Source organism: Komagataeibacter rhaeticus (genome assembly GCF_003207855.1).
In the GTDB taxonomy this organism is placed as follows: Bacteria; Pseudomonadota; Alphaproteobacteria; order Acetobacterales; family Acetobacteraceae; genus Komagataeibacter; species Komagataeibacter rhaeticus.
In genome coordinates this window covers 1-15,733 of sequence record NZ_NKTZ01000011.1, presented here as the reverse complement: position 1 = coordinate 15,733, position 15,733 = coordinate 1, and the positions used below count along the sequence as shown (strand labels likewise).

14 protein-coding genes, 1 tRNA gene and 1 pseudogene are annotated in these 15,733 nt (G+C 62.1%); 11 read left to right on the top strand and 5 right to left on the bottom strand.

What is annotated here, in order from left to right; translation table 11 throughout:
- Positions 1 to 159 precede the first annotated feature (159 nt).
- The 4 genes from CFR78_RS10970 to CFR78_RS10955 all read left to right on the top strand — a co-directional run bounded on the left by CFR78_RS10970 (position 160) and on the right by CFR78_RS10955 (position 4,484).
- Positions 160 to 708, top strand: a complete 549-nt coding sequence (locus CFR78_RS10970) for a hypothetical protein (RefSeq protein ID WP_034930068.1) — start codon at positions 160 to 162, stop codon at positions 706 to 708.
- Positions 709 to 860: 152 nt separating this feature from the next.
- Complete coding sequence (locus tag CFR78_RS10965; RefSeq protein ID WP_051672052.1) at positions 861 to 2,588, top strand: SulP family inorganic anion transporter; 1,728 nt, start codon at positions 861 to 863, stop codon at positions 2,586 to 2,588.
- A 91-nt stretch (positions 2,589 to 2,679) separates the two neighbouring features.
- Positions 2,680 to 4,125 (top strand): cardiolipin synthase, encoded by a 1,446-nt coding sequence (cls, locus tag CFR78_RS10960; protein WP_034930061.1) that lies wholly within the window; start codon positions 2,680 to 2,682, stop codon positions 4,123 to 4,125.
- A gap of 107 nt (positions 4,126 to 4,232) precedes the next feature.
- Positions 4,233 to 4,484, top strand: a complete 252-nt coding sequence (locus CFR78_RS10955) for a hypothetical protein (protein WP_034930030.1) — start codon at positions 4,233 to 4,235, stop codon at positions 4,482 to 4,484.
- Between the two features lie 120 nt (positions 4,485 to 4,604).
- On the opposite strand, the gene CFR78_RS10950 is transcribed toward CFR78_RS10955, so the two are convergent.
- Positions 4,605 to 5,171, bottom strand: coding sequence for a hypothetical protein (locus CFR78_RS10950; RefSeq protein ID WP_223846554.1), 567 nt, complete (start codon positions 5,169 to 5,171; stop codon positions 4,605 to 4,607).
- A gap of 309 nt (positions 5,172 to 5,480) precedes the next feature.
- Complete coding sequence (locus CFR78_RS16290; RefSeq protein WP_166498161.1) at positions 5,481 to 5,645, bottom strand: hypothetical protein; 165 nt, start codon at positions 5,643 to 5,645, stop codon at positions 5,481 to 5,483.
- Between the two features lie 567 nt (positions 5,646 to 6,212).
- Here CFR78_RS16290 and CFR78_RS10940 point away from each other — a divergent pair.
- From CFR78_RS10940 to CFR78_RS10925, 4 genes are all read left to right on the top strand, one after another.
- Positions 6,213 to 7,016, top strand: coding sequence for a hypothetical protein (locus CFR78_RS10940; RefSeq protein ID WP_034930023.1), 804 nt, complete (start codon positions 6,213 to 6,215; stop codon positions 7,014 to 7,016).
- A 100-nt stretch (positions 7,017 to 7,116) separates the two neighbouring features.
- Positions 7,117 to 7,734, top strand: a complete 618-nt coding sequence (locus CFR78_RS10935; protein WP_034930020.1) for a hypothetical protein — start codon at positions 7,117 to 7,119, stop codon at positions 7,732 to 7,734.
- A gap of 215 nt (positions 7,735 to 7,949) precedes the next feature.
- Positions 7,950 to 8,201, top strand: coding sequence for a DUF3311 domain-containing protein (locus CFR78_RS10930; RefSeq protein ID WP_051672050.1), 252 nt, complete (start codon positions 7,950 to 7,952; stop codon positions 8,199 to 8,201).
- Positions 8,198 to 9,667 carry a sodium:solute symporter family protein gene (locus CFR78_RS10925; RefSeq protein ID WP_034930017.1) on the top strand — a complete coding sequence of 490 codons (1,470 nt, stop codon included), beginning with the start codon at positions 8,198 to 8,200 and terminating at the stop codon, positions 9,665 to 9,667. Before CFR78_RS10930 ends, CFR78_RS10925 begins: the two co-directional genes overlap by 4 nt.
- A gap of 8 nt (positions 9,668 to 9,675) precedes the next feature.
- On the opposite strand, the gene CFR78_RS10920 is transcribed toward CFR78_RS10925, so the two are convergent.
- A complete protein-coding gene (locus CFR78_RS10920; protein ID WP_240471378.1) occupies positions 9,676 to 10,200 on the bottom strand; it encodes a MarR family winged helix-turn-helix transcriptional regulator in 525 nt (174 codons plus the stop codon).
- A 170-nt stretch (positions 10,201 to 10,370) separates the two neighbouring features.
- Between CFR78_RS10920 and CFR78_RS10915 the strand changes: the two genes are divergently transcribed.
- The 3 genes from CFR78_RS10915 (at position 10,371) to CFR78_RS10905 (ending at position 14,803) form a co-directional block, all read left to right on the top strand.
- Positions 10,371 to 11,627 carry an amidohydrolase/deacetylase family metallohydrolase gene (locus CFR78_RS10915; RefSeq protein WP_034930055.1) on the top strand — a complete coding sequence of 419 codons (1,257 nt, stop codon included), beginning with the start codon at positions 10,371 to 10,373 and terminating at the stop codon, positions 11,625 to 11,627.
- Positions 11,624 to 12,469: an alpha/beta hydrolase gene (locus CFR78_RS10910; RefSeq protein WP_110581125.1), complete on the top strand. Its 846-nt coding sequence runs from the start codon at positions 11,624 to 11,626 to the stop codon at positions 12,467 to 12,469. The genes CFR78_RS10915 and CFR78_RS10910 overlap by 4 nt, the downstream gene beginning before the upstream one ends.
- 231 nt (positions 12,470 to 12,700) lie before the next feature.
- Positions 12,701 to 14,803 (top strand): phospholipase D family protein, encoded by a 2,103-nt coding sequence (locus CFR78_RS10905; RefSeq protein ID WP_110581124.1) that lies wholly within the window; start codon positions 12,701 to 12,703, stop codon positions 14,801 to 14,803.
- 46 nt (positions 14,804 to 14,849) lie between these two features.
- On the opposite strand, the pseudogene CFR78_RS10900 reads toward CFR78_RS10905, so the two are convergent.
- Positions 14,850 to 15,190 (bottom strand): annotated as a pseudogene (locus CFR78_RS10900) (IS5 family transposase); the annotation flags it as partial.
- Between the two features lie 444 nt (positions 15,191 to 15,634).
- Positions 15,635 to 15,711 (bottom strand) — tRNA-Met (locus CFR78_RS10895).
- Between the last annotated feature and the right edge of the window lie 22 nt (positions 15,712 to 15,733).

Below are 15,733 nucleotides of genomic sequence, written 5' to 3'. Positions count from 1 at the left end.
CATCACCCTGTGGCGGAGATGCACCCCGGGCCTGAACACGCGGCGGACCGGTACCTTCCATATTGACTGGGCTGGCCCATCCCGCACTATCGTCACGAAAGCCATCAGCACTACGCCATGGCTATGACTGACCAGACAGGACAGATGGAATCACCTGCCATGCCGCCTACCCGCCTGCATGCCCTGATCGGGGCGATGGCCTGCGTTCTCGCCCTTGGTATCCTGCATCCTGCCACCGCCCAGCAGGCTGACCAGCAGGCCCCCCGGCACGGTCCCACGGCGGAACAGAAAGCCGAACTTGAACGCGCGGTGCATGAAGCGGTCCAGCAGGACATACGTGCCGTGGCGCAGTACAGACTCCCCAGGGATTTCTTTGCCCGCATGCTGCCCCTGACCCGGCAGATCAGGATGGCCAATATCATTCCCCCCACCCAGACCAGAAACATGACGCTGGCCACCACGATACGACGCACGGAAGCCATGCCGCAGCTCCAGCCACTGCTGCAGCAGTATGGCCTGTCGGCACGGGACTTTGTGATGGGCATCACCGCGTTCCAGATGACGGCCGAAAGACTGGACGACACCGGGGCACGGGGGAAGGACATTCCCGCCCTCAATCCCGACAATGTCAGGCTGATCCGCAAGCATCAGGGGCTGACGCAGGCCCTGCTGAACAATATGGATGGCGAGAGCGCACACCTTCAGTAACACCCGCCTGAACGGGTACGCGGCGGCCGGGCATGGCCGGCATCCTGTGCGCACCCTTGCCATGGCCCGCGCGTTTGCGGATATGTCCGGCGTTGCGGGCCAGATGCCCGATGGCCCGACGGCAGGAAACAGGAAGGGTGGCGGCAGGCGCGATGCAGACAAAAGCGGACGGCACGGGATCGGGCACACGGGTCGGACAGACCCTGCCGGGGGGAATGCGCGCACGGCTGCGTGATGTCGTAGCGGGCCTCTCGCTGGCTTCCATGAACATTCCGCAGGTGCTGGGTTATACCCGCATCGCCGCCATGCCCACCGTAACGGGACTGTATACCGTGCTGCTGCCGCTGCTGGCGTTTGCAGGGTTCGGGGCATCGCGGCATCTGGTGGTGGCGGCGGATTCCGCCACCGCCGCCATCTTTTCCAGCGCGCTGGAAAAGATGGCCACACCGGGCAGCGCCTATTACATGGCGCTGGTCAGCATGGTTGCCCTGCTCAGCGCCGCCTTCCTGCTGGTGGCACGCCTGTTCCGCCTCGGGTTCCTGGCGGATTTCCTCTCCCGCACGGTACTGGTCGGCTTTCTGGCGGGTGTGGGGGTACAGGTGGCGCTGGCCATGCTGCGTGACATGCTGGGGGTATCGGCCAGCGCGCATAATACCCTGGTGCAGCTGGCGCAGATCCTGGCCCATCTGCCACAGGCCAGCCTGCCCACCCTGTTCCTTTCCGTAATCGTGGTGGGGGCAGTCATGGCGGGCGAACGGCTGGCACCGCGTGCGCCGCTGCCGCTTGCGATGGTGGTGGGCGCCATCGTGGCCAGTGCCGCGCTGGGCCTGTCACGCCACGGGATTGCAACCATCGGCCCGATCGAAAGCGGCCTGCCGCACCTGCGCGTGCCCTATGTGGCGTGGAACGACATGCTGGCGCTGCTGCCGGTCGCCACATCGTGCGTGTTCGTCATCATCGCGCAGAGCGCGGCCACCTCCCGCGCCTTTGCCCTGCGCTTCCATGACCCCATCAATGACAATGCCGACATACTGGGCCTGTGTGCCGCCAATGCTGTGGCGGGGCTGAGTGGCACCTTTACCGTCAATGGCAGCCCGACCCAGACCGCCATGGCGGTGCGCGCGGGCGCGCGCAGCCAGCTGGCGCAGGTAACCTTTGCCGGGGTGACGATGCTGGTACTGCTGTTCCTGACCGGGCCCCTGCAGTACCTGCCACGCTGCGTGCTGGCCTCCATCGTCTTTACCGTGGCGCTGGGCATGATCGACCTGCGGGCACTGCGCGCCATATGGCGTGAAAGCCCCGGTGAATACGGCCTGGCGCTGATAACGGCCGCCGCCGTGGTGGGCATCGGGGTGGAACAGGGCATTTTCCTGGCCATTGCGCTTTCGCTGTTCCGGCATGTGCGCCACAGTTACGAACCCCATACCATGATCCTGCGCCATGACCCGCATTCCGGCCTGCTGGAACCCTTTGATGTGCAGGCCGGGCAGGAAACGGCACCGGGGCTGGTGGTCTACCGTTTCTGCGCGGACCTGTTCTATGCCAACTCCGCCCGTTTCAGGCGCGATGTACGGCTGCTGGTGGATCACGCCCCCACGCCGGTGGCCTGCCTGGTGATTGACGCCAGCGCCATTACCGATATCGATTTTTCCGCCGCCAGTGACCTGCGCGACCTGTTCACCACGCTGCGGCAGGACGGCACGCATGTCATTTTCGGGCGCGTCAGCCCCTATCTGCGCGCCGACATGGACCGCCACCGCATTACCCCCGTGGTGGGGACGCATAACATCCATGCCCAGCTTCACACCGCCATCGCGGCGGTGCATGCGGTCATGACGGCGGACCCCGCCCATGTGGCCCCAGGCAGGCCCGCACCGTAAGCGGGCAGTCCTGGGGCGGCAGCGGTTGTCGCCCCCGCCCCAAGGCGATACGCTGCCCGCTTTCCAGGCAATCGGGATGCGGGAGCGGGCTATGCAATGGGGTTGGGTGGATGCAACCGCCATCATCGGTCTTCAGGTCATGTTCATCATACGGGTCCTGCTGCGGCCGCACCGGCAGCCTGCTTCCCGCGTGGCGTGGGTGGCCATTATCGGCTCGCTGCCCATCGTGGGCATGCTGGCCTACCTGCTACTGGGCGAAACCCATCTCGACCGCCATATCATGGTGCGCATACGCCGTGCGATCCGGCAGCTGCCCATTCCCGGCAAGACCGGCGATGCCCTGATCGATGCCGAACGGGACTTTGGCCTGCACCCGCGCCTTGCCCCGCTGTTCCGGGTGGGGCAGTCGATCAGTGGCTATCCGCCCATGGGCAGCAACCGCGCCAGCCTGATGGCGGATTCCGATGCCGCCATTGACGCAATGGTGGCCGACATCGATACGGCACGGGCGCATGTGCATATCAGTTTCTATATCTGGCTGGCCGACAATAATGGCATGAAGGTCATCGCGGCGCTGAAACGCGCGGCGGCACGCGGTGTCACCTGCCGCGTCATGGCCGATGACCTGGGTTCACGCCGGCTGGTCCACAGCCATCACTGGGCCGACATGGCGGCCGCGGGCGTCCGGCTGGTACGCGCGCTGCCCATTGGCAACCCGCTGCAACGCCCCTTTCGCGGGCGGTTCGACATGCGCAATCACCGCAAGATCGTGGTGATTGACAGCCGCGTCACCTATTGTGGCAGCCAGAACTGTGCCGATGCCGCCTTCCGCGTCAAGGCCCGCTTCGCGCCGTGGGTTGACCTGGTCGCCCGCTTCGAAGGCCCGGTCGTACTGCAGAACCAGCATCTTTTCGCCACCGACTGGACCGCCCATACCGACGAGGACCTGACCACCCTGCTGACCAACGCCCCCATGCCAAAGGGCGCCGGATTCGTGGCCCAGGTCATCGGCACAAGTGCCGCCGTGCGCTATGCGGCCATGCCGGAGGTATTCGTATCCCTCATGAACGCGGCAGCGCGGGAACTGACCATCACCACCCCCTATTACGTGCCGGACGAACCCATACAGGCCGCCCTGTGCGCCGCCGCCCGGCGGGGCGTGAAAACGACACTGACCGTGCCCCTGCGCAATGATTCATGGATCGTGGCGGGAGCCAGCCGCAGCTACTACCGTGAACTGCTGGAGGCCGGGGTCACCCTGTACGAATACCCGCACGGCCTGCTGCATACCAAGGCGCTGACGGTGGACGGGCACATGACCATGATCGGCTCGGCCAATCTGGACAGGCGCAGTTTCGACCTGAATTTCGAAAACAACATCCTGCTTGTGGACGAAGCCTTTACCGCCACCATCCATACCCGCCAGCAGGACTATATCAAGGCCGCCCGCCCGGTCACGCTGGAGGATGTCCTGCGCTGGCCCGCCTACCGGGTATTGTGGAACAACGTGCTGGCGATGGTGGGGCCGGTATTATAGGGGCATCCCATCCCTTGAAAACGGTCCGGCCTGTACCGACCTTAAAGAGACAAAGCCCGGCCGGCAGAGCGGGCGGGCACCACAACCGTACAGGATGAAACCGGATCATGAGCGCAGCCGAGAACCTTCGCAAACTCAGCCCTGAAGACATTCAGGAAATTGCCAGGAGCGTGGAAAAATCCCTGCATAGCCACAAGGCGGACCTGCACAAGCAGATTGCTGAACATCTGGCTGGGCTGAAGGGTGAAGTCCGCCTGCATGAAAAGAAGATTCCGACCTACTGCAAGGTATTCGGCTTTGCCATTCTGGCTGCCTTCTCGATCGGAAGCTACATATTCGGGCGCAAGTCAGCCGAATAAGGCATCCCTGCCCCTCCGGTCCCGTTGCCCCGTCAGGCGACGGGAGCAAAGGGGCCGCCAGTCCACCACACAAACGCAGGCGGGAGACGGACCTGTGCCCTCCGACCTGTGGTGCACTGCCTACTTCGCCGCAGGCGTAGCAGGGGTTGTGGTGACGGCAGGGACGACAGGCGCCGTCGGGGTCAGGACGGGTTCCGTTGCCGGGCGCGGGGTGGCTTTAGGCGAATAGAAGCCGGAGACAGGGCCGAAGGGGCCTTTCCTGACATGTTTCATGGACGCCAGTGGCTGACGCACGCAGCCGCGCGTGACGATGGAACACACGCCATCCGTCCCGATGATTTCATCATCATCGCCGCTGTAATGAACATCCGTCACCCTGTCATTTTCAAAGCGGATATCGGTAATGCAGGTCTTGCCCGCGCCCCCCAGGGCGGTTTCCGTCAGGTTCACCAGAGACTGGAGCGGAAAGAGGGCGGAATCGTTGGTGGACGGGATATTGAGCGTGCGCGAATACTCGAATATCTGAACATTATCGCTTATTTTCTTGATCTTGTCAGGAATGCCGACACATGTCTGCACGTCCTGGCTGTCAATGCCGATCATGGTCATCTGGGCACGGTGGGCTGCACGCGAATCCGTGTAACCACAGCCCGACAGCCCCATAAGTGGCGCCAGTACCGCCATCATCCATCCAGTCCCCCGACAGGGTTTCCATACCCTTGATGCAGAAATATGTTCGGAACTGAATCGATCAATGGCCATGTCTGTCCTGTTACTCCACGCTGGGGGCTACCCCATTCCCACCGGAAGGATGGGGCGTGATCCATGCTACACGATCCGGCATGCCATCTGTCCGCTTTTTACAAACGGTAACCATGCGGCACCAATCCCATGACTGGCGTTTCCATGCCTTGCCGGAAACGCCTTGGTGGGAAAAACGTTGCATAAACATGGATATGCCGGTTACGCACCGGGCGTGGGAACAGCCGTGACGCCCTAGCGGAAGATCAGGAAGGCCACAAGCGCCCAGAATGGCGCACTGAGCGCAAGCCCGAACACGATGCCCCTGACCGGACTGCGCAGCGGGGGCGTGCCGGACCGTACGGGGCGGTCATCGTGCTGATGGACCGTATCTGACAGAACGATGCTCTCAAACGCCATGACCTGCGCTTTCAATGGATGGCATGAAAAATTCCTGGACCCGGAACATGAACCGGGGAGGTTGCCTTAAAAAAAACACGATATGCTGTCAACAGCCTTGCATGATGGGGGTACTGCTTCCTGCGCCTGACAATCTAGCACAGGCCGCACCTGAAGACACATGGTATTGATATGGACCGTGTGAAATAAAATTCATGCCCCGTGGCTTTCCTCCCCGCGCGCGCCATCCCGTCATGGCGCTCCCGGACCATGTGGGATAGCGCCGTCCCGCCTGCCCCGGCCCGCGCGCCGCCACATGGGCTGGATCATGGCCCCGACGGTCCCGTTTCCTTTGCCGCCTGCATGGGGGGCCGGTATCCTGCCCCTGTTAACGCCTGAATGCAGTCAAACCGGCCCGGCAGGCCGGTCCTGCGTGCAGGCAAAACCGTTCATGAACCCATGGCTGCGGGAGCCTGCGCACGACCTGGCCTCATCCACGGATGCCGCACCCGTACCGTCCGGCCCGGCTGCATGAGTCCCGCCGTCCGACGGCTCCCGGCTTCGCCCCCATCGCGGATATCAGGAACCATGACCCTGCGTAAACTTGGCTGCCGCCCGGCCCGTACCCGGACCGGCCAGCCACGTCTTTCATCAACCATGCGGGCCTTCATGGACCGCCGTGCCCCCACCCGGCTGGTGCGCAGCCAGATCGATCCCGCCCCGCGCATGCTGGGCAATGACATGGCAGGCGACTGTACGGCCGCCGGTATTGGCAACCATATCCGCGCCACAGCGGCCCTGGGTGGCTACCAGATCGCGGTTACGGCTACCGATGCACTGGGGTTCTATGCCCGTTCGACAGGCTACGTGCCCGGCAACCCCGCCACCGATCATGGCGGGATCGAGGTGGATATACTGACCACCGCCCTGCGCAGCGGCTACGCCCTGGCGGACCAGACCCTGTTTCCATTATGGGGCAGTGCAGAGGCGGACGACCTGAACGGCATCCGCAACATCACTGCCGGCCTGTCCGCCGCCTATCTTGGCGTACGGCTTGCCACGGCGGATATGTGGACGGACACCGCCAATGCCCTTGCCCCCGTATGGGATACCCATACCCCCGCATGGCGGGGTGACCCCACACCCGGCAGCGCGGGGGGGCACTGCCTGCTGCTGTGGGACTATACCGGCACGGATGATACCGATCTGGTAACCCTGCTGACATGGGGCACCAGGCAGAAAGCAACATGGCGCTGGCTGCGCAGCCGCCTGATGGAAGCCCATGGGCTTGCATGGCGGCAGCTGCTGCCCCCGGGGGCCCTGACCCCCGCGGGGCAGGACTGGGAAGCCCTGACCGCCGCCAACACCGCCTATCTGGCCGGACCGGACTGAACCGCCGCACGGCCCGCCCCCATAAGTAACCATATGGTGCATTATTGCGCCCGGCGGCTTCATGCCGGCCGGACCGTGAATGCATCCTGACAGGCAGAGCATGAAATACGCAAGCTTCCCCCTGCTGGCATGCATCGCATGCCTGAGCGCCTGCACGCATGCCGGACGCGTACAGACCACAATCCCGGCCGCCATGGCGGCCATCCAGTCCGCGCTGGCGCAAGCCGGCGCGGTATCCGTCTCCCATGCCGAGAACTGGACAGCGGGACAGGCCATGTCTTTTGCCCGCGCCGTACGCGCCGTCCAGTGCAGCCAGCAGCTGGCCGATCCTGTGGTCGGGACGATCAGCGGAACGGTTACGCTGCAACTGTCTGGCAATATGACCACGGGGGGACAGTTTACGCTTGATGCCCCTGCCGCCGTACCCACCTTCAGCCTGGGCGCAACCGCCAGCCATACCAGCAGCCAGCAGGTCAGCCTGCCGGTTTCCTATGCGTCCCTGTCCTCGCTGCCCGATGTCGAGATGGCGCGGCAGATGGGGTACGGAACCGCGCTGCTGGGCCAGAACGATGCCATCCGTCAGGACGAGGCCAGACGGCTGACCCGGACCCGCGAGGCCCTGCGACGGATCATCACCCGGTTGATCCGGTCGTGGCAGGCCGGTGACTGTGCGCACGCCGTGCCGGTCAGGCCATTCGTGGGGGGACGCGCCCGATAAGGGGCTGGCAGGAAAAATGCGGGCGGATTTCAATTGGATGGATCGGCCTATCATGCCACAGTAACGTCAGCATACGAACGATATGCAATGCGCGCATCCCCCTGCCACCCGATTAGCGGGGACTAATTCCTTTACATACATGTTTTTATTCGTAACGATAACGGAATAAATCAATAGCATTCCCTTCTCAGGGCCGGAATCCGGCAGTGGTACGCATGACCCCAGAACATGACAGCAGCACGGCACATTCCCTGAACCGCATGGCGCGCCTGTTCCTGGCGCCCGTCCCCCTGCTGATGACCCTGGCGGGCAGCCTAGTGGCCAACCGTTATCAGCCGGTTGTACTGGGCCTGCCCTTCTTCATGTTCTGGATCGTATTTTCCGTCTGCCTGTGTTCGGTCGTGACCGGACTTGTCTTCCTGCTTGATCCGGCCAGTCACGGCCCCGCTGGGGACGATGCGCCGTGAACGCCGCGCTATTCATCATCATCGCCACCATTGCCGGGGCACTGGTGCTGGGGCTGCTGGCACGCCGTGGCATCCGCATGGATATTGAACAGTGGAGCGTGGGAGGCCGCAGTTTTGGTCCCGTTTTCATGTTTGTACTGATGGCGGGAGAAGTCTTTACAACCTTTACTTTCCTGGGGGGTGGCGGTTACGCCTATGCGCATGGCGTCGCCGCCCTGTACATGGTGGCCTATACCGCCCTGGGCTTCATGCTGTCGTACTGGCTGCTGCCGCCCATATGGCGGATCGGGCGTGCGCACGGTCTGCTGACGCAGGCCGATTTCTTCCGCGTCCGCTACGACAGTACGCCGCTGGCACTGCTGGTGGCAGCCGTGGGGCTGGTCTCGATGGTTCCCTATCTTGTGCTGCAGTTCAAGGGACTGGGCATCATTGTACAGGCCACGTCATACGGTTTGCTGTCCCCCGCGCTTTCGGTCTGGATCGGGGCCGGTGTGATGTGCGTCTATGTTGTTGTATCGGGCATGCATGGGTCCGCCTGGACGGCAACCGTCAAGGATGTGATGGTACTGGCGGTCGTGGCATTTCTGGGCCTGTACATGCCATGGCATTATTATGGTGGCATCGGCCCCATGTTCGCGCGGCTTGCACGCGAACGGCCGGAAATGCTGGTCCTGTCCCCTACGGGCTACAGCCCTGCGTGGTTCTGTTCGACCATCCTTGTATCCGGGCTGGGTCTTTACATGTGGCCCCATACATTCGGCTCCGCCCTATCCGCGCATGCGGCGCGCAGTTTCCGTGTCAATGCGGCGCTGATGCCGCTTTATACACTGGTGATGATCCTGGCCATGATGGTGGGATTTGCCGCCATCGATCAGGTACCGGGCCTGACGGGCGGCCAGATCGACATGGCGTTGCTGCGGCTGTCGATCCAGACCTTTCCATCATGGTTCGTGGGCCTGATTGGCGCTGCGGGGCTGCTTGCCGCCATCGTGCCCGGCTCCATGATGCTGATCGCCACGGCAACACTGGTGGCCAACAACATATTTGGCGTACTCTGCGCCCGCAATGACCCGGCACGCGTGGGATGGATCGCCCGTGCCATGGTGCCGGTCATAACGCTTGTTGCCGTCTGGTTCACGCTGGACGGGTCCATCAGCATCGTGAACCTGCTGATCATGGGATACAGTTTTGTCACCCAGCTTTTTCCAGCCCTGCTCGCCTCCCTGTCCCCCAGACGGATTGCCACGACGGCGGGGGCCGCAGGGGGCATATGCGCGGGGGTGGGGGTGGTCATGGCGACGGTCATCACCCATTCCAGCATGGCCACGCTGTTTCCTGCCCTGCCCGCATGGGCGCGCGACATCAATACCGGCTGCCTGGCGCTTGGGCTGAATGTGCTGATCATGCTGGCTGTCAGCCAAGTTTCCCTCCTGCGGCGGCCTGCCCTCCGGTCCTCCGGACAATAGGCGGACCGTCAGCCTATGCGCATGGGTGCGCGGCCATAGCCGTTCCCCGCAACGACCAGACGGGTCAGGCCATCCAGAAAGGCCTCGCGGTCCGCCCCGGTCAGGGCGGCAATAGTGCGGGCATGGGCCCTGCGGGCGGGTTCCGCCATTTCCGCAAGCAGGGTGACGCCATCCGGCGTCAAGTGAACCTGCTTGAGCCGTCGGTCATGCACCGTACGTTCACGGCGCACCAGTCCCCGTTTTTCCAGCCGCGCCAGCACATTGGCCAGTGTTGCCCGGTCCACGCCCACTTCCTGCGTCAGTTCACTCTGATCCAGCCCCGGACGCATCTGCGCCACACTCATGATACTGTACTGGACGGGCGTTATATTGAATCCGCCACATTCCTCGGCAAAAAGGGCAACGTGAATCTGGTGAAGGCGCCGGATCAGGAATCCCGGACGTGCCTCAAGCCGTGCCACACCTGTCTGTTCGTGCCTGTCAGGCCGCACGGGCATGGGCGGCTGGGGGGCCGCGGTCGGTTCCTGTGTCATGGGCGTGACGATACCAGTCCACGCGGGGCAGGCCAAACACTCATTCCGCCGCCCGGTTTGCGTATACGCGCAGCGGACCAGACAGGAAGAATCCCTGTGCCCGGACGCGGGTCAGGCTTGCATGCGTCCACATCGTCAGTATGCTGATTGTTTATGGGATGGAGGCCTGCATGGATTCGACATTTGATACGCTTTTACGCGGTGGAACCCTTATTGACCCGATGACAGGCCGCCATGGCGTTGCGGATATCGGCGTGCGGGACGGACGGATCATGGCGATCGAACCCATGATCGACAGAGCGGCCACGGCGCGCGAAACCCATGACATATCGGGCAAGATCGTGACGGCCGGCATGATCGACACGCACGGGCATGTCTATGAACATGTCACGGGGCGTTTCGGGCTCAATGCCGATATGGTGGGCGTACGCTCGGGTGTCACGACCCTGGTGGACCAGGGCGGCCCGAGCTGCATGACCATTGGCGGGTTCCGCCATTTCATTGCCGAACCGGCCGCCAGCCGTGTCCTGTGCTTCCTGTCCGCCTATCTGGTGGGTGGGCTGGAGGGGCATCTCTATCCGGAGCTTTACGGCCCCGGCCAGACGGATGTCGCCCATTCCGTGCGCGCCGCGCAGGAAAACCGGGATATTGTGCGCGGGATCAAGGCCCATTGTGAACTGGGTGGCGTTTCGCGCTGGGGGCTGGATGTCATCCGTATCGGCAAACGCATCGCGCGCGACGCGGGCATTCCGCTTTACATCCATCTGGGCCAGCTCTGGCCGACCATGGAAGACGCGCCCGACATCAATCCCGACGAGATCGTGCGGGAACTGATGCCCCTGATGGAACCGGGGGATATCCTTGCGCATCCCTTCACCCGTCATCCCGGTGGCTTCATTTCCATGGAAACGGGTGAAGTCCATCCTGTTGTCTGGGCGGCACTGGAGCGGGGTGTTACGGTGGATGTCGGCCATGGATCACATTTTTCCTTCGAGATGGCCCGGACGGTCATGGCGGCAGGCATCCGCCCCTATACGCTGGGGGCCGACATGCACGGCTATAACGTAAAGGTTCCCGCGGCAACGGATCTGGAGGACAGAGGCAAAAACCCGTTTGCTGGGGTTTCCCCCTTCAACCTGACCCATGCCATGTCCAAACTGCTGTATCTTGGCATGCCGATGGATGAGGTCATCGCAACCGTCACCAGCAATCCGGCACGCATGCTGGGCATGGCGGATACGCTGGGATCGCTTCAGGTCGGGCGGGAAGCGGACATTTCGGTGCTTGACCATGTCCAGGGCCGTTTTACCCTGTCTGACAACAGTGGCGCGCGTGTCATGGTAGATGAAATGCTGGCCCCTGCCTTCTGCCTGCGCGCAGGCCGGATGTACAGGGCGGACAGCCCGCTGGTCCCCCCCCTGGCATGACCGCTCCCCTTGCCAGATGGGGCGAACTGGACCGCGCGGCGCGCCATGCCGCCTATGACAATGCGGCCGCGGTTGTGGACAGCAGCGCCTATATGGCCCGGCTGCGCGCGCGATCGGCCGAACTGCGCAGGCGGGGCCTGCCGGGGCAGTGTGACGTGGCCTATGCGCCCGGTGCGCGTACGCTGTGGCATCTTTATCCCGCAGGGCATGCCGATGCGCCATGCCTGATTTTTATCCATGGTGGCTACTGGCAGATGAACGCCCCCGAGGGCTTTGCCTGTCTGGTCGAAGAGGTGCGTGCCCATGGCTGGTCGGTGGCCATGGTGGGCCATACCCTGGCGCCCGAGGCATCGCTGACGCGTATTGCGGCGGAAATCGACATGGCGCTGACATGGCTTGACACACATGGGCCTGCCCATGGTTTCAGCGGCGCGCGCCTGCTGGCGGGCTGGTCGGCTGGTGGCACGCTGACCGGGCTTTGCCTCGCGCATCGGGCGGTCACGGCCGGGCTGGCCATATCGGGCGTGTACGAACTGGGGCCCCTGCGTGATACCAGGTTCAATACGGCATTGCAGTTGACGGATCAGGAAGTTGCCACACTCTCCCCCCTTCGCCTGCCGCCATGTGGAAAGCCCATGGCCATTGCCTATGGCAGCCGGGAATTACCCACGTTCTGCCATGACAGCATAACCCTGCATCACCTCCGCGCTCACCAGCACTGCCCCGGCCCGCTGGTGCCCCTGGCCGGGGCCGACCATTTTACCGTGCTGGACAGTCTGGCACATGCGGATGGCGAACTGGTCCGGGTTGCGCGCATGATGCTGGATCAGGCATCGGCCTGAAAACATTGCCCTGACAGAAAATGAAAGTTTCGGGTGACGTTTCCCCCGGCCCACGTCAGGGAACGCCGTCTTCGTGAAAAAGAGGATATCAGGAAACTTTTATATTATTTATCATAAGGTTGACCTTATCCCCGGCTCAGTATTGGCAAACAGGAATTTTTTGACAAAATCTTCTTTTTTCTGTTTATATTATAAAAATTACTTATAAATAGAGAAATGGATGACTGAAAAATGTCTGATCTATTCTCACACATGCATCATCCAGAACCAGCACGGCTTACGGCATTCCAGGCCGAACTGACAGAGTGCAGGCAATGCAACTGGCAGGACATATTTGCGGGATTCTCCAGATTACGCGCGATTACTTTCTCCAGTTCCCTGGAATTCCTGCTTGGCCTGACAGGGCGGCTGGAGGACATGGAAATAGTTTTTGGGTCGGAACACATCCTGACCAAAACCCATCTTGCCCTGGTTCAGGCCAGCCAGGTTTTTGAAGAATATGGCTTCAGGGACTGTCTGGCCGACCAGAAATCCCTTGTCGAGGGATTGCGGCGGATACTGGGGCAACGTCATCATCTTTTCCTGCCACGCCTGCAGGATGGCACCTTACGTTTCCGGCTGCTGACCGGCCGGCCAAGCCATGAAAAGCTCTATCTGCTGTCCGGCCCCGATGGCCACCGGGTGGTTACAGGGTCCGCCAATCTCAGCCAGGCCGCCTTCCATGGCCGCCAGCACGAAATCATCATCACCTTTGACGATCCGGCGGCATGGCGCGTGTTCGAAGACTATTACCAGCGCGATTACAGGCAGAGCGTGCCGGTTGAAGACGAAATCCTGATCGGTGTCTCCCCGACTTCGAAAACGGGGCAGATGGATATCCGGGCGGACCCGCTCCCCTATGAGGACGTGCCCATTGTCCGCGCCATCCGCGCCGGGCTTGCGTATGTCGAACAGGGTGGCATCCCCGTGCCGGACGGCTTTTCCGCCACCGCCCTGCGTACGGCCCGGCGCCTGCGGCAGGAACTTGAAGCCGTTCCCCTGCCCATGAACCGCAAGGGCATAGCCCTTGTCACACCCGGAACGGTCTCGACCTTCCTCCATGCCCGCAACAGCCTGCCCGCGCCGGATCGGGTGGCGGATGGCATTCCGCGCGCGACCCTGTCGGTCCGGACGGGCGAAATCCATCTGAATGACCGCTTGTGGCTGTCGGAAAAGGAGACGGTCCCCTCGGCACAGGTCGCACGGGATGCCCGCCTGCTGGTAAACTATATTGGCAGTTTCGCGGCGTTTTATGGCAACAGCCGCAGTGCCATGGCATCCTACTGGGCCTTTCTGGTCTGGCTTTACATGGCGCCCTTTGCCGCCTTCCTGCGGCAGGGGGCGGTCATCAACCATATCGACCCGTGGCTCTATCCCCCCTATGCCGTGCTGTACGGCCGCTCCAGCGGGGGCAAGACCCTGTTCACGCGGATCATCGCCCAGTCCATGTTCGGGATTGTCAAAAGCATCCGTTCATCGGACTTCACCGCGCAGCGCGCACTGGCCCTGCGCCATGAACTGGGGGCCATTCCCCTGCTGATCGACGATGTTACGCCCGACCGGATGGGCAAATACGTGCCGGACATGGTCCGTACCGACCATGACATGGCCGATATCTATGCCCCGATCGTCCTGACCACCAACAAGGATGTCACCAGCATTCCAGCCGACCTGACCAAGCGGATGGTGACCTGCCATATCGATGCCTCCCTGCCCGACAGCCGCGCGCTCCAGACGGAAAGCCCCCGGCGCCTGCAAAAGGAAATCGGCACCGCCCTGTATCGCCAGTACCTGACCCTCATGCTGCCCCATGCACGCGCGATGCGGGGCGAGATGGATCACGGGGGTGGCAAGACCATTCCGGATGTATTTGTCCTTTCCTCACGCATCCTGCTTGCCCTGCTGGACCAGCATGTCTCTGCCCGTCCCGACTGGGCCTGCCCGCTTTCGTACCGGACCTATCAGGCAATGCGGGCCATCCAGTTCCAGCGCATCCTGATCGAGATGATCGGAAGCCACCCGGAAAACATTACCCTGTCGCGGGACAGGCGCTTCATGCGCGTGCGCTTTGCAGGTGACATCCGCCAGGCCGTGGCATTCGAAAAATCAGTGCCGGAATTCGTATTCAAGGGCCGTATCGCCGATACGGTCAAACTGGACCTGATGGCCATGGAGAACGAACTGGGCTTTGCCCCCATCCGTCAGACCTCCGTGCTGGGACGCATCATGAAGGCATGGAAAAAACCCGGAAGCCCGAAAGGGAGCCATTTCGTAAAAAATGACAACGGTCCCTGAGCGTCCGTTCCTTCAGGACAGGTATTCAAACAGGCTCCGGCCCATGCCCGGCTGCAACAATGAAGCGCAGCGGGCGGCCCAGCGCCTGATCCCTGCTCACCTTTTTCCGTTCGCAGCCTGCTGACGGGCGCGAACGATCATGGAATCGAACATCAGATACTCGTTGTCCGGATCGGCCATCAGAATCTCGAAAATCCTGTCTCATATCCCGGCATGACACCATTTGCTGAAGCGACGATGCACCGTCTGCCATTTGCCATACCGCTCCGGCAGGTCCTCCCAATGCGCGCCAGAGCGTAGAATCCAGAGGCAGCCGTTCACGAACAGGCGATTATCCGTTCCACTGCGGCCCGCATCTCCAACTTTGCCCGGGAGCAGAGGCGCAATCCGTTGTCATTGTGCTTTACTCAACTCGTACCGCTTGATTCCCATTCTATACTCCATGCCCTGAGACGATACTCAGTGAAACGTCCATTCCACAAAAAGAAAATCCTGAATATCGATCGGTCCTGATGAGTGGGATGCCAAGCGGATTACCGTTCTGGTTCTGGACAGCCGTAACGTCGATGACCCTGGACTTCGCCGGTCGCTCGGGAGTAGGCATTGATCGATTGATCGTACCAGACTGCCCTGACTTGATAAGCCTGGAATGATACCCCGAAACAGGCGACAGGGTGCCTCGCTCTTAAATCACGCATTTGTGAAAGTAGACAAAACTGCGCCCGATTACCTTTTCGTCTGTTTCCTATGTGTTTCCTGCGTGGGATTTTGGGCAACAAAAAACCCGCCTTTGTGGGGGCGAGTTTTTGTGTCTTTTCGGACGCTTACGTATGGTTGCGGGGGCAGGATTTGAACCTGCGGCCTTCAGGTTATGAGCCTGACGAGCTACCGGGCTGCTCCACCCCGCGGTGGTAAGGGGAGACTGGAAGA